A 22841-nucleotide genomic window follows, 5' to 3' on the forward strand; every position below is an offset into this window, starting at 1 on the left:
ACGGCTACCCCGGCCGGCCTGGACCGCCCCCCGGTGCGCCGCAGGGATTCGGCGCCCCCCAGCCGCCGCAGGGATTCGGCCAGCCCGGCACGGGACAAGGCCTCGGCGCGTACCCTCCCGGCCCTCCCGGCCCCGGCAACGGCAACGGCAATGGCGACGGCCGCGGAAAGCAGCGCATGGCGGTCATCGTCTCCGCCGCCGTCGCCCTCGTACTCGTCGTCGGCGGTGGCATCTGGTACGCCGCTTCCGGCAGCGGCGGCAAGGACGATCAGGCCAGGAAGGGCAGCGACAGCTCCCAGACGGGCGGTGGCGGCAACAGCGGGCCCAAGCCCAAGACCGTCGACGGGAAGCTGCTGTTCAGCGTGCCGTCGCAGGACGTCAAGGACATGGTCCACGCCCAGGGCATGTGGGCCACCGACCAGGTGGTCGCCAAGTCGGACGTCTACAAGGTCACCGGCTACGGCCTGTCCGGCGGCAAGAAGTGGGAGATCCCGGTCGACGGCGCGATCTGCTGGGCCAATCCGCAGGCCACGGCCGACGGCAAGGCCGTCATCTTGGTCAGCGACGGCAAGCAGACCGATGACAAGCCCTACGGCGGTCCCTGCACGCAGGTCGTCGCCCTCGACCTCAACAAGGGCACCAAGCTCTGGCAGAAGACCGCCAAGACCGGCGACAAGGACATGACCTTCAGCGAGGTCACCATCGGCGGCGGCACCGTCGCTGCGGGCGGTCCCACCGGTGGCGCCGCCTGGACGCTGGACGGGGGCAAGGAGCTGTGGAAGCCCAAGGACGGTGACGACTGCAAGGACGCCGGTTACGGCGGCGGCGACAAGCTCGTGGCCGTACGCCGCTGCGGCGACTACCAGCGGCCGCAGCTGAGCATCCAGACCCTCGACCCCAAGTCGGGCGGGGTCAAGTCCGAGTTCAAGATGCCGATGGGCCTGGACTACCCGCACATCGCGTCCACCGATCCGCTGGTCGTGGCCGTCTCCGCGGGCGACTCCACCGGCAACGGCGCCTCGGACTTCATGGTGATCGACGACAGCGCCAAGGAAGGCAGGCTGAAGTCGAAGATCTCCACGGGCAACGGCGAATACGAGCCCAAGTGCCCGGCCACGGAGGCGGAGGGCTGCACGAAGATCTCCGTCACCAAGGACACGCTCTACCTCCCGACCAAGCAGCACTCCTCGGGCGACTCCGACCAGCCCGGCCAGGTCAACGAGATCATCGCCTTCGACCTGAACTCCGGCCAGACCAAGGGCAAGACCGAGGGCGTACCCGGTGCCCAGCTGATGCCGCTCGGTGTCGACAAGGACGGCTACGCGATCGCCTACCAGAACGCCACCTACAAGGGCGGCGGGCAGGTGCTGCGCATCGACCCCAAGACGTACAAGGCCGATGTGCTGCTGAAGAACGGCGACGATTCGGCCAAGGTCGAGCAGGACCTCTCCCCGCAGTTCAAGCAGGGGCTCTGGGTGCAGGGCCGGCTCTTCCTCGGCTCGGACTTCGTCCACAAGCCGACCCCCGGCCTGGACCGCGAGAACCTGATGGCGGTGTTCGGCGGAAGCTGATCCCACCGGGCGGAACGGCCGGTACCGGAAGTTGACGCCGGGGCCGGCCGGACCTCCTGGCGTAGCGCCCGTGCCGTAGTCGTTTCCGATCGCTTGACGCACGATGAAGCACGCTGAAAGTCGTATCCCTGCCCGTCACGCCTCCGTGCCTGAACGATCCGTTTCAGTCTCGAAGTACACGTGATTGGCAGGGATTTCGGCATTCCGGGGGACTTCTCACCGGTAAGGGGCGCGGAACGTCGAACAAGCGTGTAGCTTCCGGGGGACAAGAGGGCCGACGAGAGACGTACGCGGGCGACAGGGGGCAAGCGCATGGGCGTGCGGCTCATGGTGGTCGACGACCACCGACTGCTGGCCGAGGCGCTTGCCTCGGCCCTGAAGCTGCGCGGACACCGGGTGCTGGCCGCGGCGGCACCGAGCGCGGGCGCGGCCGACCTGGTGGTCAGCCGCGCGCCCGAGGTGTGCCTGCTGGGCACCGCCGCGCCCGCCGAGCCGGGGGCCTTCGACCCGGTCGTGCGGATCAAGCGCGAGCGGCCGCAGGTGGCCGTCGTGGTGCTCGGCCCGGTGCCGAGCCCGCTGGGCATCGCCGCCGCCTTCGCCGCGGGCGCCTCCGGCTACGTCCGGCACAACGAGCGCATCGAGGGCGTCGAGCGGGCCATGATGAAGGCCCGCGCGGGCGAGGCCGCGGTCGACCCGCAGTTGCTCCAGGGCGCCTTCGCCGAGCTCCTCAACCCCGCCGCCCAGCCCGACGACGAGGGCGCCCGGCTGCTCCAGCTGCTCACCCCGCGCGAGGTCGAGGTGCTCGTGCGGGTCGCCGAGGGCGAGGACACCCGGCTGATCGCGGCGGGCATGGGAATAGCTCCCAGCACCGCGCGCACCCACGTGCAGCGCGTCCTGATGAAGCTGGGCGTGGGCTCCCGGCTGGAGGCGGCGGCCCTCGCGGCCCGTACGGGTCTCCTGGACCGCGCGGCGGGCGCCACCGCCGCCGCCCCCGGGGTCACGGGCCGCGTCATCCCTCCGCGTCCTCAGGCGGGGCCGCGGGGCGGAGCCTGAACCACACCAGGAAGAAGACCCCGAGCGCCAGCATGCCCAGGCCCGTCCAGAGGTTGATGTTGATGCCCTGGGCCTTGTCCAGGTCCGCGTCGGAGGCGGCGAGCCCGGCGCCGGTGACGATCACGCCGTACACCGCGAACAGGGCCCCGATGATCAGCCGCAGGTCGAACAGCCGTTGTTTGCGCTTCACGACAACTCCTCGGGCGGGTCAGAAGGAGAACGGGACGTAGCAGGCGGCGGCGAGGACGACGGCGCCCCAGCCGAGCAGGGCGGGCCTGCGGTACCACGCGTCGTCGCCCTCGGCGGGCGGCTCGGGTACGCCGGGCGCGGTCGTGCCGTAGACGAACCCCGCGAGCGACGCGAGGGGCGCGGGCTCGGTGGCGTAGGAGACGGCCACCGTCACCACCGCGCCGACCGCGAACGCGACGATCGCGGAGACGAAGTTGGCGCCCTGGTCCGAGGGGATCGAGACGACGCCCTGCTTGTACAGCCAGAAGTAGTTGAGCATCGCGGCGGCCGTGCCGGACAGCAGCCCCCAGAAGCCCGCCGCGGCCGTGGCCCGCTTCCAGAACATGCCGATGATGAAGACGCAGAACAGCGGCACGTTGAAGAACGAGAAGAGGGTCTGGAGGTAGTTCATGATGTTGCTGAACGACGAGGCGATGAAGGCCGTCCCCATGCCCGCCAGCACCCCGATCGCGGTCACCCACCGTCCGGTCGCCAGATAGTGCGCGTCGGGGCGGTCCTTGCGGAGGTAGGCGGCCCAGATGTCGTTGGTGAAGACGGTGTTGAAGGACGAGACGTTGGCCGCCATGCCCGCCATGAAGGCCGCGAGCAGCCCGGTGACCGCGAGCCCCAGCACGCCGTTCGGCAGCAGGTCGCGCATCAGCACGGGGATCGCGTCGTTGTAGCTCAGATCGCCGCCGGGGCGGCCCAGGGCCGGCTCCATGGCCGCGGCTATCAGGCCCGGCAGCACCACGGCGAGCGGGATGAGGAGCTTGGGGAAGGCGGCGATGAGCGGGGTGCGCCGGGCGGCGCCGAGGTTCTTCGCGGACAGCGCGCGCTGCACCTCGGCGAAGTTGGTCGTCCAGTAGCCGAAGCTGAGCACGAAGCCCAGACCCAGCACGATGGTCAGCCAGTTGGCGCCCAGCGGATTGGAATGGCCGATTCCCGTACCGCCCCAGGCGCTCAGGTAGTCGTCGCCGTGGCCGGCCTTGAGCGTGTGGGACAACCCGTGCCAGCCGCCCACCCGTTGCAGGCCCACGACCGTGAGCGGGATCAGCGCGGCGAGGATGACGAAGAACTGGAGCACCTCGTTGTAGATCGCCGAGGAGAGCCCGCCCAGCGTGATGTACGCCAGCACGAACAGGCCCGCCACCACGATCGCCACCCACTGCGGCCAGCCCAGCAGCGCCTGGAGCACCAGCGCCAGCGCGTAGAGGTTGACCCCGGCGATCAGCACCGACGACACCGCGAAGATCGCGGACGACAGCAGGTGTGAGGACGGCCCGAAGCGGTGCAGCAGGAACTCCGGTACGGAGCGCACCTTCGAGCCGTAATAGAAGGGCATCATCACCAGGCCCAGGAAGACCATGGCCGGTATCGCGCCGATCCAGTACCAGTGGACCGTGTACGCGCCGTACTGTGCGCCGTTGGCGGCCATGCCCAGGATCTCGGTGGCGCCGAGGTTGGCGGCGACGAAGGCCAGGCCGGTCACCCAGGCGGGCAGTGAGCGGCCCGAGAGGAAGAAGTCCAGGCTGGTGCGGACCGAGCGGCGGGCCGCGAAGCCGATGCCCAGGACCACGGCGAAGTACAGGGCGAGGATCGTGTAGTCGAGTCCGTTGACGGGAAGGCGCAGCCCTTCGGCCAGTTCGCGCATGGGTCACCTCAATCACTCGCTGTTGACGGCGTTGTTGGGTCATGCTTCCTTGTGTTGAGTTGTGTGTGAAGGTGTTCGGACTGTTCGGTGAGAGAGGTTCCGGATGAAGCGGACGGCCACCCGGCTCGCGGACGGGCGCGAGCTCTTCTACTACGACCTCCGCGACGACACCGTGCGCGACGCCCCCGACCGGCGCCGCCTCGACGCCGTCGCCAGCGCCTCCGAGGTCCGCCGCGACCCCTTCCTCGGCGACAGCGTCGTCATCGCCTCCCACCGCCAGGGCCGCACCCACCACCCGCCGCCCGACGCCTGCCCGCTGTGCCCCTCGCGCGACGGCCGGGACACCGAGATCCCCGCGGCCGACTACGACGTCGTCGTCTTCGAGAACCGCTTCCCCTCCCTCGCCGGGGACTCCGGCCGCTGCGAGGTCGTCTGCTTCACCCCCGACCACCACGCCTCGTTCGCCGGCCTCGACGACGAACGGGCCGCGCTCGTCCTCGCCGCCTGGACCGACCGCACCGCCGACCTCGCCGAACTCCCCGCCGTCGCCCAGGTCTTCTGCTTCGAGAACCGCGGCCGCGAGATCGGCGTGACCCTCGGCCACCCGCACGGCCAGATCTACGGCTACCCCTTCACCACCCCGCGCACCGAGCGCGTGCTCGCCTCCGTGGCCCGGCACCACGACGAGACCGGCGGGCAGAACCTCTTCGACGCCACCCTGGCCGCCGAGCGCGCCGACGGCCGCCGGATCGTCCTGGACACCGAGCACTGGACGGCCTACGTGCCGTACTCCGCCCACTGGCCGTACGAGGTCCACCTCCACCCCCGCCGCCGCGTCCCCGACCTGCGCTTCCTCGACGACGCGGCGCGCACAGAGTTTCCACAGGTCTATCTGGAACTGTTGCGGCGCTTCGACCGGATCTTCGCCGGGCGGGAAGGCGGGGAGAACACGGCACAGGAGCCCACGCCGTACATCTCCGCCTGGCACCAGGCTCCGTTCCGCCACCCCCGCAGGAGTGAATTCGCCCTGCATCTGGAGCTCTTCACCGTCCGCCGGGCTCCCGGCAAGCTGAAATTCCTCGCCGGTTCCGAATCCGGCATGAGTGTGTTCATCAACGACGTGCCGCCCGAGGCCGCGGCCGAGCGACTGCGAGAGGTAGCGAGCACATGAGCACATACCTGGTCACGGGCGGCGCCGGATACGTCGGCAGCGTGGTCACCGCCCACCTGCTGGCCGCCGGCCACGGCGTGACCGTCCTCGACGACCTCTCCACCGGCCACCGCGCGAGCGTCCCCGACGGCGCCCGCTTCATCGAGGGCCGCGTGCAGGACGCCGGGCGGTGGCTGGACAGCTCCTACGAGGCGGTGCTGCACTTCGCCGCGTACTCCCAGGTCGGCCAGTCCGTCGCCGACCCCGAGCCGTACTGGCGCAACAACGTCGGCGGCACCGCCGACCTCCTCGCCGCCATGCGCGACGCGGGCGTGCGCACCCTCGTCTTCTCCTCCACCGCCGCGGCCTACGGCGAGCCCGCGGCCGTCCCGATCACCGAGGACGCCCCCACCGCCCCCACCAACCCCTACGGCGCCACCAAGCTCGCCGTCGACCACATGATCAGCGGCGAGTGCGCGGCCCACGGCCTGGCCGCCGTCTCCCTGCGCTACTTCAATGTCGCGGGCGCCCACGGCCACCACGGCGAGCGGCACGCGCCCGAGACCCACCTCATCCCGATCGTCCTCCAGGTCGCCCTCGGCGAGCGCGAGTCCGTGGCCGTCTACGGCGACGACTACCCCACCCCCGACGGCACCTGCGTCCGCGACTACATCCACGTGGCCGACCTCGCCGAGGCCCACCTCCTCGCCCTCTCCGCCGCCCGCGACGGCGAGCACCTGATCTGCAACCTCGGCAACGGCAGCGGCTTCTCCGTCCACGAGGTCATCGAGACCGCCCGCAAGGTCACCGGCCACCCCGTCCCGCAGACCGCCGCCGCGCGCCGCCCCGGCGACCCCGCCGTCCTCGTCGCCTCCGCCGAACGGGCCGCCGAGACCCTCGGCTGGCGCCCCCGCCGCACGGAACTGGCCGAAATCATCAAGGACGCCTGGGAGTTCGCCCGGCGGGCGGCCGCCGAATGAGCGCCCACACCACGGCCGAAGCCTTCGAGCGGGCCTTCGAACACCCGCCCGCCGGGATCTGGGCCGCCCCCGGCCGGGTCAACCTCATCGGTGAATACACCGACATCAACGAGGGGTTCGTGCTCCCGCTCGCCCTCCCGCACACCGTACGGGCCGCCGCCGCGCCCCGCGCCGACGGCCGGCTGCGCCTCCACCGGGGCGACGACCCCCGCGCCGGCTGGGCCGAACTCGCCCCCGCCGAGCTGGAACCGGGCCGCACCACGGGCTGGGCCGCCTACCCCGCCGGGGTGCTGTGGGCCCTGCGCGAGGCCGGACACGAACTCGGCGGCGCCGACGTCCAGATCGACGGCGACGTCCCGCAGGGCGCCGGCCTCTCCTCCTCGGCGGCCCTGGAGTGCGCCGCCGCGCTCGCCCTCGCGGGGACGGCCGGGATCGCCCTCACCCGGCAGGAGACCGCCCGCGTCTGCCAGCGGGCGGAGAACGCCTTCGTCGGCGTCCCCTGCGGGATCATGGACCAGACCGCGTCCGTGAGCTGCGTCGCCGGACACGCCCTCCACCTGGACACCCGCGACCTCACCCACCGCCAGGTGCCCTTCGACCCGGAGGCCGCCGGACTGCGGCTGCTCGTCGTCGACACCCGCGTGAAGCACGCGCTGGCCGACGGCGCGTACGCGAAGCGGCGCGCCGGTTGCGAGGCGGGGGCCCGCGCGCTGGGCGTACGCGCGCTGCGCGATGTGCCCCACGACCGCCTGAAGGACGCCCTGGACCGGCTGCCGGACCCGGGGATACGGGCGCTGGTGCGCCACGTCGTCACCGAGAACGAGCGCGTCCGGCAGGTCGTCGCGCACCTCGACGCGGGCGACGTCCGGGCCGTCGGACCGCTCCTCGACGCCGGGCACGCCTCGCTCCGCGACGACTTCCGGGTCTCGTGCCCGGAGCTGGACCTGGCGGTCGCGGTTGCGAATTCCGCGGGCGCGCTGGGCGCGCGGATGACCGGCGCGGGGTTCGGGGGATCGGTGGTGGCGCTGGCGCCGGCGGAGCGGGCAGCGGATGTGGAACGCGCCGTTCTGGATGCCTTCGCGCGGGCGGGCCACGCCCGGCCGCGGGTGTTTGCGGTGGTGGCGGGGGCGGGCGCCCGTCGCCTGGCGTAGGCCGGGTGCGAAAACCGGCGGGTAGATGGACAACATCGAGTCGTTCCATGTCGTTCGCTGCCCCAATACCGAACAGAAAGCTCACCATAAACACGCGGGTCAGGCAGTTTTGCCAATCGGCTTCCGTCGCCGGACCCCGGCCGTACGCTGATGCACAGCGCCGGTGGGGGCCGACGCTGATCAGGGGGCGAGACAGTCAGGTACGACGCCCGGGGGCGGGGTAGTAGTCATGGCACGGCGGCGGCCGTGCGCGCGTGGCGACCCCGGCACCGGGCGCCGTACCCGCACTGCCCGCCTACCCGGGACATGGGGGTGGCTGTGGCACGAATTCGGGTTCTGGTGGTCGACGACCACCGCATCTTCGCCGAGTCGCTCGCCGCTGCCCTCGCGGCCGAGCAGGATGTGGACGTCTCGGCGGCCGGCAGCGGTCCGGCGGCGATGCGCGCCCTGGAGCGCGCGGCGGGCGAGGGGCGTCGCTTCGACGTGCTCCTGATCGACGCCGATCTGGGCACGGTGGCGGCGGACGGCGTGCCGGGGCAGCGCGTGCCCGGCCAGGAGGGCACGCCCACGGAAGGCGCCGTCGACGGGATCTCCCTGGTGGCGGGCGTCCGCAGCGGCCAGCCCGCCGTGCGGACGGTGGTGCTCGCCGAGCGGGACGACCCCAGACGGGCCGCCGCCGCGCTCCAGGCGGGCGCGGGCGGCTGGGTGGCCAAGGACTGCTCGCTGTCCCGGCTGCTGGCCGTCATCAGGGGCGTCCTGCGCGACGAGACGCACCTGCCGCCGGCCCTGCTCACCGGGGTGCTGCGGGAGCTCACGGCCGCGCGCAAGCACCGCACCGAGAGCGAGCGGCTCGTGGAGTCGCTGACCCCGCGCGAGCGCGAGGTGCTGCGCTGCATGGTCGCGGGGCTGGGCCGCAAGGCCGTGGCCGAGCGGCTCTACCTCTCCCCGCACACGGTGCGCACGCACATGCAGAACGTGCTGGGGAAGCTGGGCGTGCACTCCACGCTCGCCGCGGTGGCGCTGGCCCGGCGGGCCGGGGTGGGCCCGGTCGACCTAGCCGGGCACATTGTCGAACGGGGCGGTCAACTGACGTAGCAGATCGGCCAGTTCGCGGCGCTGTCCGCCGGGCAGCCGGGCGAGGATGGCGCGCTCCTGGGCGAGCAGCCCGGCGAGCGCCTCGTCGGCGTGGTCGCGGCCCTCGGCGGTGAGCCGCACCAGCACGCCCCGGCGGTCGTTGGGATCGGGCAGCCGCTCGACGAGGCCGCGCTTGGCGAGCCGGTCGATGCGGTTGGTCATGGTGCCGGAGGTGACCAGCGTCTGGGTGAGCAGCTGGCCGGGGGAGAGCTGATAGGGGTCGCCCGCGCGGCGCAGGGAGGTGAGCACGTCGAACTCCCACGGCTCCAGCTGGTGCTCCGCGAAGACCAGTCGGCGGGCCCGGTCGAGGTGACGGGCGAGCCTGCTGACGCGGCTGAGCACCTCGAGCGGTTCCACGTCGAGGTCCGGGCGCTCGCGGCGCCACGCTGACACAAGTCGATCGACCTCGTCCTCCATGACGATCAGTGTAGTTGGTCTGTCGACATGAAGTCTCTTGACGTCAAGAGACCTCGGGGCGGATGCTGGATTCATCGGCGTACGGAACCCGTATGTACGGGGCGCCTCGCGCCCCCTGCCCCGTACGCGCGCCCCTGTCTGGAGGCTTCACCCATGACCAGCGCACCCACCTGGGACCCGCGGCAGTATCTCCGCCACGCAGGCCACCGCACCCGCCCCAGCCACGACCTCCTCGCCCGCGTCCCCGAGCTGCCCGGCGACCCCGCCCGCATCGTGGACCTCGGCTGCGGCCCCGGCAACATCACCGCCCTCCTCGCGGAACGCTGGCCCGGCGCCCGGATCACCGGACTCGACAGCTCCGCGGAGATGCTCGCCGAGGCGGAGCGCGTCGCCGGCGGCGGCCGCGTCGACTTCGCCCGCGTGGATCTCGCCGACTGGACCCCTTCCGGGCCCTACGACCTGATCTTCTCCAGCGCGACCCTCCAGTGGCTCCCGGGCCACGCGGACCTCTTCCCCGCCTGGGCGCACGCCCTCGCCCCCGGCGGCACCTTCGCCTTCACCGTCCCCGGCAACTTCACCGCCCCCAGCCACGTCCTGCTCCACGAACTCTGCGAAAGCCCACGCTGGCGCGACCGGCTGGGCGGCCTCCGCCGCGCGGGCCACGTCCTGGAGCCGGGCGCATACCTGAACCGGCTCGCGGGTCTCGGTCTGTCCGTGGACGCGTGGGAGACGACGTACGTCCAGCTCCTGTCCGGCCCGGATCCCGTCCTCGACTGGACGAAGGGGACGGCGCTGCGGCCGGTCCTGACGGCGCTGGGCGACGACGCGGAGTCGGTGGAGGAATTCCTCCGGTCGTACGGGGCGCTGCTGCGCGAGGCGTATCCGGTGGGGGAGCGGGGCACGGTCTTCCCGTTCCGGCGGATTTTCGTGGTGGCGCGGCGGGAGGGCTGAATTTTCTCCCCCGGCCCCGCCGGGAAGGGGCGGGGCCGGGAAAAAGCCCGCCGCAGACGCGAACGCACCGCACCCGGCAGCGCCCGCCGCCCGCTACGCCCTCCGATGCCCCACAAGCCGAGGCTTCGGCTCCAGCCCATCCAGCCCGTGCCACGCCAGATTCACCAGATGCGCCGCCACCTCCGCCTTCTTCGGCTTGCGCACGTCCAGCCACCACTGGCCCGTGAGGGCGACCATGCCCACCAGGGCCTGGGCATAGAGCGGGGCCAGCTTCGGGTCGAAGCCGCGGGCCTTGAACTCCAGGCCCAGGATGTCCTCGACCTGGGTGGCGATGTCGCTGATCAGGGAGGCGAAGGTGCCCGTGGACTGTGCGACGGGCGAGTCGCGGACGAGGATGCGGAAGCCGTCCGTATAGGTCTCGATGTAGTCCAGCAGGGCGAAGGCCGCCTGCTCCAGCAGCTCCCGCGGGTGCCCGGCCGTCAGCGCGCCCGTCACCATGTCGAGCAGCTGCCGCATCTCGCGGTCCACCACCACCGCGTAGAGCCCCTCCTTGCCGCCGAAGTGCTCATAGACCACCGGCTTGGAGACCCCGGCCTTCGCCGCGATCTCCTCCACCGAGGTGCCCTCGAACCCCCGCTCGGCGAAGAGTGCGCGACCGATGTCCAGCAGCTGCTCGCGGCGCTCCGCGCCGGTCATCCGCACCCGGCGGGTGCGCCGGGTTCCCGGAGCAGGGGTCCGGGTCTTGCCACTGGTGGAATTGCTGGAATCGCTGTCGGTCGCCACGCTGTCAATCATGCCGCGTGAACGGCGCTTTCCTTCCGCCGGGAGTCGATGCGGTCCGCGTCGGGCCAGCGCACGTCGTACGCCCAGCCCGCCTTCTCCAGCCAGCGGATGATGCGGGCGCTCGAATCCAGCTGGCCCTTCAGCACGCCGTGGCGGGCCGAGGTCGGGTCGGCGTGGTGCAGGTTGTGCCAGGACTCACCGCAGGAGAGCACCGCCAGCCACCACACATTGCCCGACCGGTCACGCGACTTGAAGGGGCGCTTGCCCACCGCGTGACAGATGGAGTTGATCGACCACGTCACATGGTGCAACAGCGCCACCCGCACCAGTGAACCCCAGAAGAACGCCGTCAGCGCACCCTGCCATGACCACGTCACCAAGCCGCCGACCAGCGGCGGGATCAGCAGCGACACCGCCGTCCACAGCACGAACTGCCGCGACACCCGCCGGATCGCCGGGTCCTTGATCAGATCCGGCGCGTACTTCTGCTGCGGCGTCTGCTCCTCGTCGAACATCCAGCCGACATGCGCCCACCACAGACCCTTCAGCAGCGCCGGCACGGTCTCACCGAACCGCCACGGCGAATGCGGATCGCCCTCGGCATCCGAGAAACGGTGATGTCTGCGGTGATCCGCCACCCAGCGCACCACCGGACCCTCCACCGCCATCGACCCCATGATCGCCAGGGCGATCTTCAGCGGCCGCCTCGCCTTGAACGCCCCGTGCGTGAAATGCCGGTGGAAACCGATCGTGATGCCATGGCAGCCGATGTAATACATCACCACCATCAGCCCGAGATCGAGCCAGCTCACCCCCCAGCCCCATGCCAGCGGGACGGCGGCCACCAGGGCCACGAACGGAACGGTGATGAACAGCAACAGCGCGATCTGCTCCACCGAGCGCTTGCTGTCACTGCCGAGAGTGGCGGACGGGAGCGGCGTTTCCTGGGCCTTCGGCGCGTCTTCGATCACGTCGGGGCTTGCGGTCATCAGATCCCTTAAGGGGGCTCGGGGCAAGGCTACGGGTCCGTAACCTACGGCTACGTAAGTATCGCAGGGCAGGGCCTGGGAGCAAGAGGGCTGTGGACAACCGCGCGTCGGGCGGCGACCTATGCTGGTCACCGTCGGACAGCGCGGTCCGCAAACCCTCCAGACGTGCCAGAAACTCTGCAAGGAGCCGCACCTGTGAGCAGTGCCGACCCCACCAGCATCGCCGCCGAGGAAACCCCGCGGAACGACGCCGAAGCACAGCGCAGCGCCGCCCTGCGCGCCGACATCCGGCGCCTCGGCGACCTCCTCGGCGAAACCCTGGTCCGCCAGGAGGGCGAAGACCTCCTCGACCTCGTCGAGCGCGTCAGGGCCCTCACCCGCACCGACGGCGAAGCCGCCGCCCGGCTCCTCGGCGACACCGATCTGGAGACCGCGGCCAAGCTGGTCCGCGCCTTCTCGACCTACTTCCACCTCGCCAACGTCACCGAGCAGGTGCACCGCGGCCGCGAGCTCCAGGCCAAGCGCGACGCCGAGGGCTCGATACTCGCCCGCACCGCCGACCAGCTCAAGGACGCCGACCCCGAGCACCTCCGGCAGACCGTCGACCACCTCGGCGTACGCCCCGTCTTCACCGCCCACCCCACCGAAGCCGCCCGCCGCAGCGTCCTCAACAAGCTCCGCCGCATCGCCGAACTGCTCGACACCCCCACCGGCGCCACCGGCGACAAGCGCCGCACCGACCTGCGCCTCGCCGAGAACATCGACCTGCTCTGGCAGACCGACGAACTCCGCGTCGCCCGCCCGGAGCCCACCGACGAGGCCCGCAACGCCATCTACTACCTCGACGAGCTCCACGCGGGCGCCGTCGGCGACGTCCTGGAGGACCTCGCCGCCGAGCTCGACCGCGTCGGCCTCGCCCTGCCCGCCACCACCCGCCCCCTCACCTTCGGCACCTGGATCGGCGGCGACCGCGACGGCAACCCCAACGTCACCCCCCAGGTCACCTGGGACGTCCTGATCCTCCAGCACGAGCACGGCATCACCGACGCCCTCGAACTCGTCGACCTCCTCCGCAGCGCCCTCTCCAACTCCATCCGCAACAGCGGCGCCACCGAGGAACTCCTCTCCTCCCTCCAGCGCGACCTCGAACTCCTCCCCGAGATCAGCCCCCGCTACAAGCGCCTCAACGCCGAGGAGCCCTACCGCCTCAAGGCCACCTGCGTCCGCCAGAAGCTCATCAACACCCGCGAACGCCTCGCCCGCGACACCCCCCACCAGGAAGGCCGCGACTACCTCGGCACCGGCGAACTCCTCGCCGACCTCCAGCTCATCCAGGACTCCCTGCGCGCCCACCGCGGCGGCCTCATCGCCGACGGCCGCCTCGAGCGCGCCCTGCGCACCCTCGCCGCCTTCGGCCTGCACCTGGCCACCATGGACGTCCGCGAACACGCCGACGCCCACCACCACGCCCTCGGCCAGCTCTTCGACCGGCTCGGCGAGGAGTCCTGGCGCTACGCCGACATGCCCCGCGACTACCGCCGCAAGCTCCTCGCCAAGGAACTCCGCTCGCGCCGCCCGCTCGCCCCCACACCCGCACCCCTGGACGCCGGCGGCCGGAAGACCCTCGGCGTCTTCCGCACGATCAAGAAGGCCCTGGAAGGCTTCGGCCCCGAGGTCGTCGAGTCCTACATCATCTCCATGTGCCAGGGCGCCGACGACGTCTTCGCCGCCGCCGTCCTCGCCCGCGAGGCCGGACTCCTCGACCTCCACGCCGGCTGGGCCAAGATCGGCATCGTCCCGCTCCTGGAGACCACCGACGAGCTCAAGGAAGCCGACCGCATCCTCGACGAGATGCTCGCCGACCCCTCCTACCGGCGCCTCGTCGCACTGCGCGGCGACGTCCAGGAGGTCATGCTCGGCTACTCCGACTCCTCCAAGTTCGGCGGCATCACCACCTCCCAGTGGGAGATCCACCGCGCCCAGCGCCGCCTCCGCGACGTCGCCCACCGCTACGGCGTACGGCTGCGCCTCTTCCACGGCCGCGGCGGCACCGTCGGCCGCGGCGGCGGCCCCACCCACGACGCGATCCTCGCCCAGCCCTGGGGCACCCTCGAAGGCGAGATCAAGGTCACCGAGCAGGGCGAGGTCATCTCCGACAAGTACCTCATCCCCGCCCTCGCCCGCGAGAACCTGGAGCTGACCGTCGCGGCCACGCTCCAGGCATCCGCCCTGCACACCGCGCCGCGCCAGTCCGACGAGGCACTCGCCCGCTGGGACGCCGCCATGGACACCGTCTCCGACGCCGCCCACGGCGCCTACCGCCGCCTGGTCGAGGACCCCGACCTGCCGGCCTACTTCTTCGCCTCCACCCCCGTCGACCAGCTCGCCGAGCTCCACCTCGGCTCCCGGCCCTCCCGCCGCCCCGACTCCGGCGCCGGCCTCGACGGCCTGCGCGCCATCCCCTGGGTCTTCGGCTGGACCCAGTCCCGCCAGATCGTCCCCGGCTGGTACGGCGTCGGCTCCGGCCTCAAGGCCGCCCGCGAGGCCGGACTCGACAACGTCCTGGAAGAAATGCACGAACACTGGCACTTCTTCCAGAACTTCCTCTCCAACGTCGAGATGACCCTCGCCAAGACCGACCTGCGCATCGCCCAGCACTACGTCGACACGCTCGTCCCCGACGAGCTCAAGCACGTCTTCGACACGATCCGCGCGGAGCACGAGCTGACGGTGCAGGAAGTCCTGCGCATCACGGGCGAGCGCGAACTGCTCGACTCCAGCCCGGTGTTGAGGCAGACCTTCCACATCCGCGACGCGTATCTCGACCCGATCTCCTACCTCCAGGTCACGCTGCTGCACCGGCAGCGGCTCGCCGCGGAACGGGGGGAGCCGGCGGATCCGACGCTGGCGCGGGCGCTGCTTCTCACGGTGAACGGGGTGGCGGCGGGGCTGCGCAACACCGGCTGAGGCGGCGGGGTTTTCCCCCGGCTGCGGGTTTCGTTGCCGCCTGCGGCGGGAGCGGCCTGCGACCGCGTCCTCAAACGCCGGACGGGCTGGAGATCCAGCCCGTCCGGCGTTTGAGGACAACGCGGCGAAGCCGTGTCGCGGGGCCTGGGGCGCAGCCCCAGGCAAAAGAGTGCCCCGCTACGAGTTGTACGTCCCCTGCGCGCGCTCCAGACCGTCGACGATCAGCGTCTCCACCGCATCCGCCGCCCGATCCACCTCGAACGCCAACTCCTTGCGCTCAGGCGACGAGAAATCCTTCAGCACGAAATCCGCCACCTGCATACGACCCGGCGGCCGCCCGATGCCGAAACGGACCCGGCAGTAATCAGGGCCCATCGCCTTCGTGATCGACTTCAGGCCGTTGTGGCCGTTGTCGCCACCACCCAGCTTCAGCCGCAGCTGGCCGAAATCGATGTCCAGCTCGTCATGGACCGCGACGATCCGCTCCACCGGCACCTTGTAGAAGTCCCGCAGCGCCGCCGTCGGCCCGCCCGACAGATTCATGAACGACATCGGCTTCGCGATGACCACCCGGCGGCTCGACGGCCCCGGCGCACCCAGCCGGCCCTCGACCACCTGCGCCCGCGACTTGTGCGCCTTGAACTTCGCCCCCAGTCGCCCGGCCAGCAGGTCGGCCACCATGAAGCCGACATTGTGGCGGTTCGCCGCGTACTCGGGGCCCGGGTTGCCCAGCCCCACGATCAGCCAAGGGCTCGTGTCGTCCGTCATCCGAACATTCTCCTCCACAGCCGACCGCCGCCCCACTCGAGGGGAGTGGGACGGCGGCGGGAAAAACGAGGGAAGGGCCTGGATCAGGCCTCGTCGCCCGCGGCCTCGACCGGGGCCTCGGTCTGGGCGGCCAGCACCTGGAGGACGACGGTGTCGGCGTCGACGGCCAGGGAGGTACCGGCCGGCAGGACGACGTCCTTCGCCAGGACGGAGGCACCGGCCTCGAGGCCCGCGATGTTCGCGACGACGGCCTCGGGGAGGTGGGTGGCCTCGGCCTCGACGGGCAGGGTGTTCAGGACGTGCTCGAGCAGGTTGCCGCCCGGGGCCAGCTCGCCCTCGGTGTGGACCGGAACCTCGACCGTGACCTTCTCGCCCTTGGCGACGACCAGCAGGTCGACGTGGACCAGGAAGCCCTTGAGCGCGTCACGCTGGACGGCCTTGGGGATGACCAGCTCGGTGCGGCCCTCGATGTCCAGGGAGAGCAGGACGTTCGGGGTCTTGAGCGCCATCATCATGTCGTGGCCCGGCAGGGTCACGTGAACCGGCTCGCCACCGTGACCGTAGACAACAGCCGGAACCTGACCGGCGACACGGGCGCGGCGGGCGAAGCCCTTGCCGAACTCGCGGCGGATCTGTGCGGGGATCTTGACCTCGGACATGCGCACTCCTCGTAGAAAAGCAAAAGGATCTGACGGCCGTTACCCGGCCCACGACAGACCTGCTACGAAGAGCGCGTCGATAACGGACCGCCGCACCCAGAAAAGTGCGGCCTCCCTCGCCGAGCAACTTGTGCAGTGTACCCGGCGGGGAGGCCGCCCAGAAATCGATCAGTCAGCGCGTGACTTACGCCTGCTCCTCGAAGAGGCTCGTCACCGAACCGTCCTCGAAGACCTCACGCACCGCGCGCGCGATCGTCGGCGCGATCGACAGCACCGTGATCTTGTCCAGCTCCAGCTCACCCGGCGTCGGCAGGGTGTTGGTGAAGACGAACTCGCTCACCTTGGAGTTCTTCAGCCGGTCCGCGGCCGGACCCGACAGCACACCGTGCGTCGCGGTCACGATGACATCCTCCGCACCGTTCGCGAACAGCGCGTCCGCGGCGGCGCAGATCGTGCCACCCGTGTCGATCATGTCGTCGACCAGGACACACACCCGGCCCTTCACATCACCGACGACCTCGTGCACCGTGACCTGATTGGCGACATCCTTGTCACGGCGCTTGTGCACGATCGCCAGCGGCGCGCCCAGCCGGTCGCACCAGCGGTCCGCCACGCGCACCCGGCCGGCGTCCGGGGAGACGACCGTCAGCTTGTCGCGGTCGACCTTGGCGCCCACGTAGTCCGCGAGGATCGGCAGCGCGAACAGGTGGTCCACCGGGCCGTCGAAGAAGCCCTGGATCTGATCCGTGTGCAGGTCGACCGTCAGGATCCGGTCCGCACCCGCCGTCTTGAACAGATCGGCGACCAGACGCGCCGAGATCGGCTCACGGCCGCGGTGCTTCTTGTCCTGGCGCGCGTAACCGTAGAAGGGCACGACCACGGTGATGCTCCGGGCCGAGGCCCGCTTCAGAGCATCGATCATGATCAGCTGTTCCATGACCCACTTGTTGATGGGAGCCGTGTGGCTCTGCATCAGGAAGCAGTCGGCGCCACGCGCCGACTCCTGGAAGCGGACGTAGATCTCGCCGTTGGCGAAGTCGAATGCCTTGGTCGGGACCAGGCCGACGCCCAGCTGGTGCGCGACCTCCTCGGCAAGCTCGGGGTGGGCGCGGCCGGAGAAGAGCATCAGCTTCTTCTCGCCGGTCGTCTTGATCCCGGTCACAGCACAGTCTCCTTGGATGTCGCTTTGTGTGCGCTTATCACGGTACGCCCCGCACGACGCGCCCGTGTCACGGTCACTGTTCGGCGTCGGTCTCCCGACCGTCCTGCTGAGCGGCGGAAGCGGCCTGTGCGGCTGCGCTTCCCGGGCGCTTACGAGCCACCCAGCCCTCGATATTCCGCTGCTGTCCACGTGCGACGGCCAGCGAACCCGGGGGCACATCCTTGGTGATGACCGAGCCGGCCGCGGTGTACGCGCCGTCCCCGATCGTGACCGGAGCCACAAACATATTGTCCGAGCCGGTCCGGCAGTGCGAGCCGATCGTCGTGTGGTGCTTGTTCACACCGTCGTAGTTCACGAAGACGCTCGCCGCGCCGATGTTGGTGAACTCACCGATCGTGGCGTCCCCGACGTAGGAGAGGTGCGGCACCTTGGTGCCCTCGCCGATCACGGCGTTCTTCATCTCCACATACGCGCCCGCCTTGGACTTCGTCCCCAGCCGGGTGCCCGGACGCAGATACGCGTACGGGCCGACGTTCGCGCCCTCGCCGATCTCCGCGCCGTCCGCGACGGTGTTGTCCACGACCGCGCCCGCACCGACCGCCGTGTCCTTCAGCCGGGAGTTCGGGCCGACCTCCGCACCGGTGGCGACACGCGTCGCGCCCAGCAGCTGGGTGCCCGGGTGCACGACCGCGTCACGCTCGAAGGTCACCGTCACGTCGACCAGCGTCGACGCCGGATCCACGACCGTCACGCCGTCCATCATCGCCACACGCAGCAGCCGCTCGTTGAGCAGCTTGCGCGCCTCGGCGAGCTGGACGCGGTTGTTGATCCCCAGGATCTCCCGGTGGTCACCCGCCACGGCCGCACCCACCCGGTGCCCGGCCTCGCGCAGGATGCCCAGGACGTCCGTCAGATACTCCTCGCCCTGGCTGTTGTCCGTACGGACCTTGCCCAGGGCGTCGGTCAGGAGCTGCGCGTCGAAGGCGAACACACCGGAGTTGATCTCCCGGATCGCGCGCTGCTCCTCGGTGGCGTCCTTGTGCTCGACGATCGCGGTCACGGCGCCGGTGGCCGCGTCGCGGACGATGCGGCCGTAGCCGGTGGAGTCCGGGACCTCGGCGGTCAGCACGGTGACGGCGTTGCCGTCGGCGGCGTGGGTGCCGGAGAGGCGCCGCAGGGTCTCACCGGTCAGCAGCGGGGTGTCGCCGCAGACGACCACGACGGTGCCGTCGAGGGCGATGCCGCTGTTCGACAGCTCCTCCAGGCCCATGCGCACGGCGTGGCCGGTGCCGTTCTGCTCGTGCTGCACGGCGGTGCGGACGGCGGGGTCGATCTCGGCCAGGTGCGCCGAGACCTTCTCGCGCTCGTGCCCCACGATCACCACGAGGTGCTCGGGGTCCAGCTCGCGGGAGGCGGCGACGACGTGCCCGACGAGGGAGCGGCCGCAGATGGCATGGAGGACCTTGGGGGTCGCCGACTTCATGCGGGTGCCCTCACCCGCTGCGAGGACGACGACGGCTGCCGGGCGGTTGGCGCTCACGGGTGTGCCCTTCGGCTTCGGGTGGTGGACATCCGAAGGATACCGGTGTGTTTGAAGGCCGAAACGCGGGCGGGTCCTGACCTGGGGGTCAGGACCCGATGTCGTCCAACTTGTGAGCTCCCGGGGAAGGAATCGAACCCTCATTCAATGGACCAAAACCATTTGTCCTGCCATTAGACGACCCGGGATGGTTCGTCCGTTATGTCCGACTCTCTGGATCGGGCACACGCGCAGCCACCACTATGCCGTACCACCAGCCTTCGATGCGACGGTATAGGTCAGCACTTCCCAGCACGCGGACCGCGAGGCATCCCCGGTCGTCCTCCCCGACGTTCTTGCGGACGGTCTTCGGGTTGTGCTTTTTGAGGGTCGTTTTGCCGAAGGTTCCGATGCCGTTGCCGACGCGCTCGGCCCAGAAGTGCTCCGTGCCTGTGATGTCGGCCGACTCGTGGACCATCACGTGTGAACCGGAGGCGGTCGTCGTCGACGCCGAGCAGGCGAAGCCAGGCCAGGTAGAGGTCGATCATGTCGGGGTCGCTGTTGACGAAGATGACGCGCTCGCTCGGTCGGTGGGTCTTTCGCTTGGAGCCCTCGGCCCAGTAGAGGCCGACGCCGATCAGGAAGAGCTCGCGATCCGAGAGTCTGCCTATCTCGCCCCTCGCGGCGTTCTGGGTCTCTTGGCGTTCCAGGTCCCGGGCCTGGCGGATCGGCCCCCACCGTGCTTCGGCCATCGCGCGGCAGTGCTCCTGCACTCGCCGCGTCGGCTTCGGCAGATCCCTCACCCAGAGCGACACCGAGCTCTTCGCCACCCCCGGCTCCGCGACGATCTCGTCGTACGTCCTGCCCGCCAGCCGTAGCTCCCGGGCGCGTGCCTGCGGTTCCTTCTTCGCTTGCGTCATGCACCCAGCGTCATCGCTCATACGCGCATATATGGCGAAAGCCCATCCCATTCAGCGGTTCGAGGGAAACCTGTGCCTTTCGCCTTCGATCGCGCGCCCCCCGTGCTCCCGCGCGGGCAGGAAAACCGGTGGCGGGCGCCCGTAGTCTGGGTGGTATGACCACAACGGGGGCAATCGCGGAGGCGGGCGCGCGGGGCGCGCCGGAGGGGCCGTGGTGGTGGGGGCGGCGTCGGGGTTTCGTGCTGGACGTGACGCTCGCGCTGTTGTCGGCGCTGGAGTGCGCGCTGGAGGGGATCGGTTTCGCGCGTGACGCGGGGCTGCCCGCGGCGGTCGGTTTGGCCATCGGGCTGCCGGCCGGGGCGTCGCTGCTGCTGCGGCGGCGGTGGCCGATAGCCGTGGTGCTGGTGTCGATCGCGATCACACCGGCCGAGATGGGTTTCCTGCTGAGCGTCGTCGGGCTCTACACCCTGGCGGCGTCCGACGTGGCGCGGCGGCTGACGGTGGTGCTGGCCGGGGTGTCGGTGGCGGGCACGTTCGCGGTGACGTTCGTGCGGTTCGACCAGGACATGTCGCAGGACGGCTATCACCCGGGCCTGTGGCTGACCGTGTTCTTCTCGGCGCTGATGGCGCTGGGGCTGTGCGCGCCGCCCGTGCTGCTGGGGCTGTACGTGAGGGCGCGCCGCCGGCTGGTCGAGAGTCTGCGGGAGCGGGCCGACGGTCTGGAGCGGGAGCTGGCGCTGCTGGCGGACCGGGCGGAGGAGCGGGCGGTGTGGGCCCGTAACGAGGAGCGCACGCGGATCGCGCGGGAGATGCACGACGTGGTGGCGCACCGGGTGTCGCTGATGGTGGTGCACGCGGCGGCGTTGCAGGCGGTGGCGCTGAAGGATCCGGAGAAGGCGTCGAAGAACGCGGGTCTGGTCGGTGACATGGGGCGGCAGGCACTGACGGAGCTGCGGGAGATGCTGGGGGTCTTGCGGACGTCGTCGGACGGTTCGGTGGCCGCGCAGTCGTCGGCGGCGGATTCGCAGCGGTTGGCGGAGGTCGCCGCGGTGGCTTCGGCGCGGGTGTCGGAGAGTGTGGCGGTCGCCGGGGCGGTGGAGGAGGCCGTGGCCGGTGAGGGTCCGTGTCTGGACGGGCTCGAGGATCTGGTGGGTCTGTCGAGGGCGGCGGGCATGGTGGTGGAGCTGTGTGTGGAGGGTGAGGAGCGTTCGCACGGCGCGCGGGTGGAGAGCACGGCCTATCGCGTGGTGCAGGAGGCGCTGACGAATGTGCACAAGCACGCGCCGGGTGCGAAGGCGGTCGTGCGGCTCGCCCACCGGGAGGGTGAGGTGGCGCTCCAGGTGGAGAACGGGCCTTCGGACGGTGGCGCGGATGTCGGTCTGCCGAGCGGTGGCAATGGCCTGGTGGGGATGCGTGAGAGGGTGTCGGCGCTTGGTGGGGTCTTTGTGGCTGGTGTGACGGATGTGGGTGGTTTCCGGGTCTCGGCGGTGATCCCGTCGGGGGAGGGCCGGATGGCGGCCTGAATCAGGCCGGATATCGCCCTGCTTTTGGCTGGATGTCGACCCCGGTGAGGGTGGTGTGGCGCGCCTGTGCCGGGCTCTACGCGCGCGGTCCCGCCGACAGGCGGGAGGGGCGGGCGCCGGTGACGAGGGTGCCGATGGCGCGGTCGATGTCCGAGCCGAGATACCAGTCGCCGCTGTGGTCGAGGCTGTAGACCCGCCCGTGGGTGTCGATGGCGAGCAGCGCCTGCCCGTCCGCCTCCTGGCCGAGGGGGCACACCTCGGCGCCCAGCGCGCGGCCGAGGTCGGCGACGGTGCGGGCGAGGTGCAGGCCGTGCAGCGGGTCGATGTGGAAGGGCGTCGGCGCGATGTGGCGCCCGGGTCCGGGGGCGGTGATGTGCAGCCCGCCGAATTCGGCCCACGCCTCGACGGCCGCGGGGAAGACGGTGTGCCGGTGGCCGGCCGGGGAGGTGTGGGCGCGCAGCGCGTCGGCCCAGTTCTCGGCGGCCTTGATGTCCCAGCGGCCGGGCTGCCAGCCGGCCTCGCGGAGAGCGGCGTCGACGGCGACGGGGAAGCGGGTGGCGGCGGTGCGTTCGAAGGCGCGCATGGGTCAGCCCTTGCCGTTGGTCGGGGCGGCGGGGTCCACACTCCGTACGCCGAAGTGGGCGAGGAGGGCCGTGCAGGAGCGGCAGGGGGCGGCGTAGCCGCCGTGCCGGGGGTCGCCGTCCTCGCGGATGTGGCGGGCGGTGAGCTTGGCGTGTTTCAGGGCGCGTTTCGCCTCGCTGTGGGTGAGCGGTTTGCGGGCGGCGCGTTTGCTCCGGCCCGCTTCGAAGACGCCGAGGTAGCGGGTGAGGAGCACGGCCTCGGGGCAGCGGCCGGTGAAGCGTTCGCGGCGGTCGCTGGTGAGCGTGTCGAGGAAGTCCTGGACGAGCGGGTGGAGCGTCGGCGGCTGGTCGGCCTTGCCCGCGGTGCAGGTCAGGGTCTCGCCGCGGACGGAGAGCGCGGCGGCGACGGCGGGCAGGATGCCGTCGCGGCGGTGGAGCAGCGCCGGCGGTCTGTCCGCGTCGTCGGTGGCGCTCCAGCTGAGCCGGGGATCTCCGGGTGCGGAGGCGCGTTCGTCCACGGGCTGGCGGTCCTGAGTCGTGTGCATGGTGGTTCTTCCCTCCCGTGCAATCCCCCTGTTGCGGGGATCAGCCTGCCAAATGGGATGGCGGGTGTGGAAGTCAGGTCGGGGTTGGGTGCGTGCCGTGTGGTGTTCATGTGTCGTGTGATCACTATGGGATGCGGTG

General features: G+C 71.0%; 21 protein-coding genes and 1 tRNA gene. 9 read left to right on the top strand and 13 right to left on the bottom strand.

What is annotated here, in order from left to right:
* Positions 1-176: 176 nt before the first annotated feature.
* Together ACH427_RS16380 and ACH427_RS16385 are read left to right on the top strand one after the other, a co-directional pair.
* The gene (locus ACH427_RS16380; protein ID WP_398870143.1) at positions 177-1571 is read left to right on the top strand and encodes a hypothetical protein; all 1395 of its coding nucleotides are present in this window, start codon (positions 177-179) and stop codon (positions 1569-1571) included.
* Between the two features lie 312 nt (positions 1572-1883).
* Positions 1884-2624 carry a response regulator transcription factor gene (locus ACH427_RS16385; RefSeq protein WP_398870145.1) on the top strand — a complete coding sequence of 247 codons (741 nt, stop codon included), beginning with the start codon at positions 1884-1886 and terminating at the stop codon, positions 2622-2624.
* Here ACH427_RS16385 and ACH427_RS16390 read toward each other — a convergent pair.
* Together ACH427_RS16390 and ACH427_RS16395 are read right to left on the bottom strand one after the other, a co-directional pair.
* Entirely contained in the window at positions 2581-2814 is a 234-nt protein-coding gene (locus ACH427_RS16390) for a hypothetical protein (RefSeq protein WP_398870146.1), read from the bottom strand. The genes ACH427_RS16385 and ACH427_RS16390 overlap by 44 nt on opposite strands.
* 18 nt (positions 2815-2832) lie before the next feature.
* Positions 2833-4503 carry a sodium:solute symporter family protein gene (locus ACH427_RS16395; RefSeq protein WP_398870147.1) on the bottom strand — a complete coding sequence of 557 codons (1671 nt, stop codon included), beginning with the start codon at positions 4501-4503 and terminating at the stop codon, positions 2833-2835.
* Positions 4504-4606: 103 nt separating this feature from the next.
* Here ACH427_RS16395 and galT point away from each other — a divergent pair, with 103 nt between their 5' ends.
* From galT to ACH427_RS16415, 4 genes are all read left to right on the top strand, one after another.
* Complete coding sequence (gene galT, locus ACH427_RS16400; protein WP_398870148.1) at positions 4607-5674, top strand: galactose-1-phosphate uridylyltransferase; 1068 nt, start codon at positions 4607-4609, stop codon at positions 5672-5674.
* Positions 5671-6633: a UDP-glucose 4-epimerase GalE gene (galE, locus tag ACH427_RS16405; RefSeq protein WP_398870149.1), complete on the top strand. Its 963-nt coding sequence runs from the start codon at positions 5671-5673 to the stop codon at positions 6631-6633. The genes galT and galE overlap by 4 nt, the downstream gene beginning before the upstream one ends.
* Entirely contained in the window at positions 6630-7784 is a 1155-nt protein-coding gene (galK, locus tag ACH427_RS16410) for a galactokinase (RefSeq protein WP_398870150.1), read from the top strand. Before galE ends, galK begins: the two co-directional genes overlap by 4 nt.
* A 318-nt stretch (positions 7785-8102) precedes the next feature.
* The gene (locus tag ACH427_RS16415) at positions 8103-8879 is read left to right on the top strand and encodes a LuxR C-terminal-related transcriptional regulator (RefSeq protein WP_398870151.1); all 777 of its coding nucleotides are present in this window, start codon (positions 8103-8105) and stop codon (positions 8877-8879) included.
* On the opposite strand, the gene ACH427_RS16420 is transcribed toward ACH427_RS16415, so the two are convergent.
* Positions 8838-9335, bottom strand: a complete 498-nt coding sequence (locus ACH427_RS16420) for a MarR family winged helix-turn-helix transcriptional regulator (protein WP_398870152.1) — start codon at positions 9333-9335, stop codon at positions 8838-8840. The two genes, ACH427_RS16415 and ACH427_RS16420, sit on opposite strands and share 42 nt — an antisense overlap.
* Before the next feature lie 153 nt (positions 9336-9488).
* On the opposite strand from ACH427_RS16420, the gene ACH427_RS16425 reads away from it, so the two are divergent.
* Positions 9489-10286: a trans-aconitate 2-methyltransferase gene (locus ACH427_RS16425; RefSeq protein ID WP_398870153.1), complete on the top strand. Its 798-nt coding sequence runs from the start codon at positions 9489-9491 to the stop codon at positions 10284-10286.
* Between the two features lie 93 nt (positions 10287-10379).
* On the opposite strand, the gene ACH427_RS16430 is transcribed toward ACH427_RS16425, so the two are convergent.
* Together ACH427_RS16430 and ACH427_RS16435 are read right to left on the bottom strand one after the other, a co-directional pair.
* On the bottom strand, positions 10380-11081 hold the full coding sequence (locus tag ACH427_RS16430) for a TetR family transcriptional regulator (RefSeq protein ID WP_398870155.1): 702 nt from the start codon (positions 11079-11081) through the stop codon (positions 10380-10382).
* Complete coding sequence (locus ACH427_RS16435; protein ID WP_398870156.1) at positions 11078-12058, bottom strand: acyl-CoA desaturase; 981 nt, start codon at positions 12056-12058, stop codon at positions 11078-11080. The genes ACH427_RS16430 and ACH427_RS16435 overlap by 4 nt, the downstream gene beginning before the upstream one ends.
* A 195-nt stretch (positions 12059-12253) precedes the next feature.
* Here ACH427_RS16435 and ppc point away from each other — a divergent pair, with 195 nt between their 5' ends.
* Positions 12254-15025 carry a phosphoenolpyruvate carboxylase gene (gene ppc / locus ACH427_RS16440; protein ID WP_398870157.1) on the top strand — a complete coding sequence of 924 codons (2772 nt, stop codon included), beginning with the start codon at positions 12254-12256 and terminating at the stop codon, positions 15023-15025.
* A 177-nt stretch (positions 15026-15202) separates the two neighbouring features.
* Here the strand turns inward: ppc and pth are convergent, their stop codons facing one another.
* The 6 genes from pth to ACH427_RS16470 all read right to left on the bottom strand — a co-directional run bounded on the left by pth (position 15203) and on the right by ACH427_RS16470 (position 20053).
* Entirely contained in the window at positions 15203-15793 is a 591-nt protein-coding gene (gene pth / locus ACH427_RS16445; RefSeq protein WP_398870158.1) for an aminoacyl-tRNA hydrolase, read from the bottom strand.
* 83 nt (positions 15794-15876) lie between these two features.
* Entirely contained in the window at positions 15877-16452 is a 576-nt protein-coding gene (locus ACH427_RS16450) for a 50S ribosomal protein L25/general stress protein Ctc (RefSeq protein ID WP_398870159.1), read from the bottom strand.
* A gap of 184 nt (positions 16453-16636) precedes the next feature.
* Entirely contained in the window at positions 16637-17614 is a 978-nt protein-coding gene (locus tag ACH427_RS16455) for a ribose-phosphate diphosphokinase (RefSeq protein ID WP_116212181.1), read from the bottom strand.
* A 73-nt stretch (positions 17615-17687) separates the two neighbouring features.
* Positions 17688-19154 carry a bifunctional UDP-N-acetylglucosamine diphosphorylase/glucosamine-1-phosphate N-acetyltransferase GlmU gene (glmU, locus tag ACH427_RS16460; RefSeq protein ID WP_398870160.1) on the bottom strand — a complete coding sequence of 489 codons (1467 nt, stop codon included), beginning with the start codon at positions 19152-19154 and terminating at the stop codon, positions 17688-17690.
* A 117-nt stretch (positions 19155-19271) separates the two neighbouring features.
* A tRNA-Gln gene (locus tag ACH427_RS16465) sits at positions 19272-19342 on the bottom strand.
* A 90-nt stretch (positions 19343-19432) separates the two neighbouring features.
* Entirely contained in the window at positions 19433-20053 is a 621-nt protein-coding gene (locus ACH427_RS16470; RefSeq protein WP_398870161.1) for a hypothetical protein, read from the bottom strand.
* Between the two features lie 155 nt (positions 20054-20208).
* Between ACH427_RS16470 and ACH427_RS16475 the strand changes: the two genes are divergently transcribed.
* The gene (locus tag ACH427_RS16475; protein ID WP_398870162.1) at positions 20209-21576 is read left to right on the top strand and encodes a sensor histidine kinase; all 1368 of its coding nucleotides are present in this window, start codon (positions 20209-20211) and stop codon (positions 21574-21576) included.
* Between the two features lie 76 nt (positions 21577-21652).
* Here ACH427_RS16475 and ACH427_RS16480 read toward each other — a convergent pair whose 3' ends face one another.
* A complete protein-coding gene (locus ACH427_RS16480; RefSeq protein WP_398870164.1) occupies positions 21653-22159 on the bottom strand; it encodes an SUKH-3 domain-containing protein in 507 nt (168 codons plus the stop codon).
* Positions 22160-22162: 3 nt separating this feature from the next.
* Positions 22163-22702, bottom strand: a complete 540-nt coding sequence (locus tag ACH427_RS16485; RefSeq protein WP_398870165.1) for a YwqJ-related putative deaminase — start codon at positions 22700-22702, stop codon at positions 22163-22165.
* Between the last annotated feature and the right edge of the window lie 139 nt (positions 22703-22841).

This window comes from Streptomyces sp. NPDC020379 (genome assembly GCF_044387105.1).
Classification (GTDB): Bacteria; Actinomycetota; Actinomycetes; order Streptomycetales; family Streptomycetaceae; genus Streptomyces.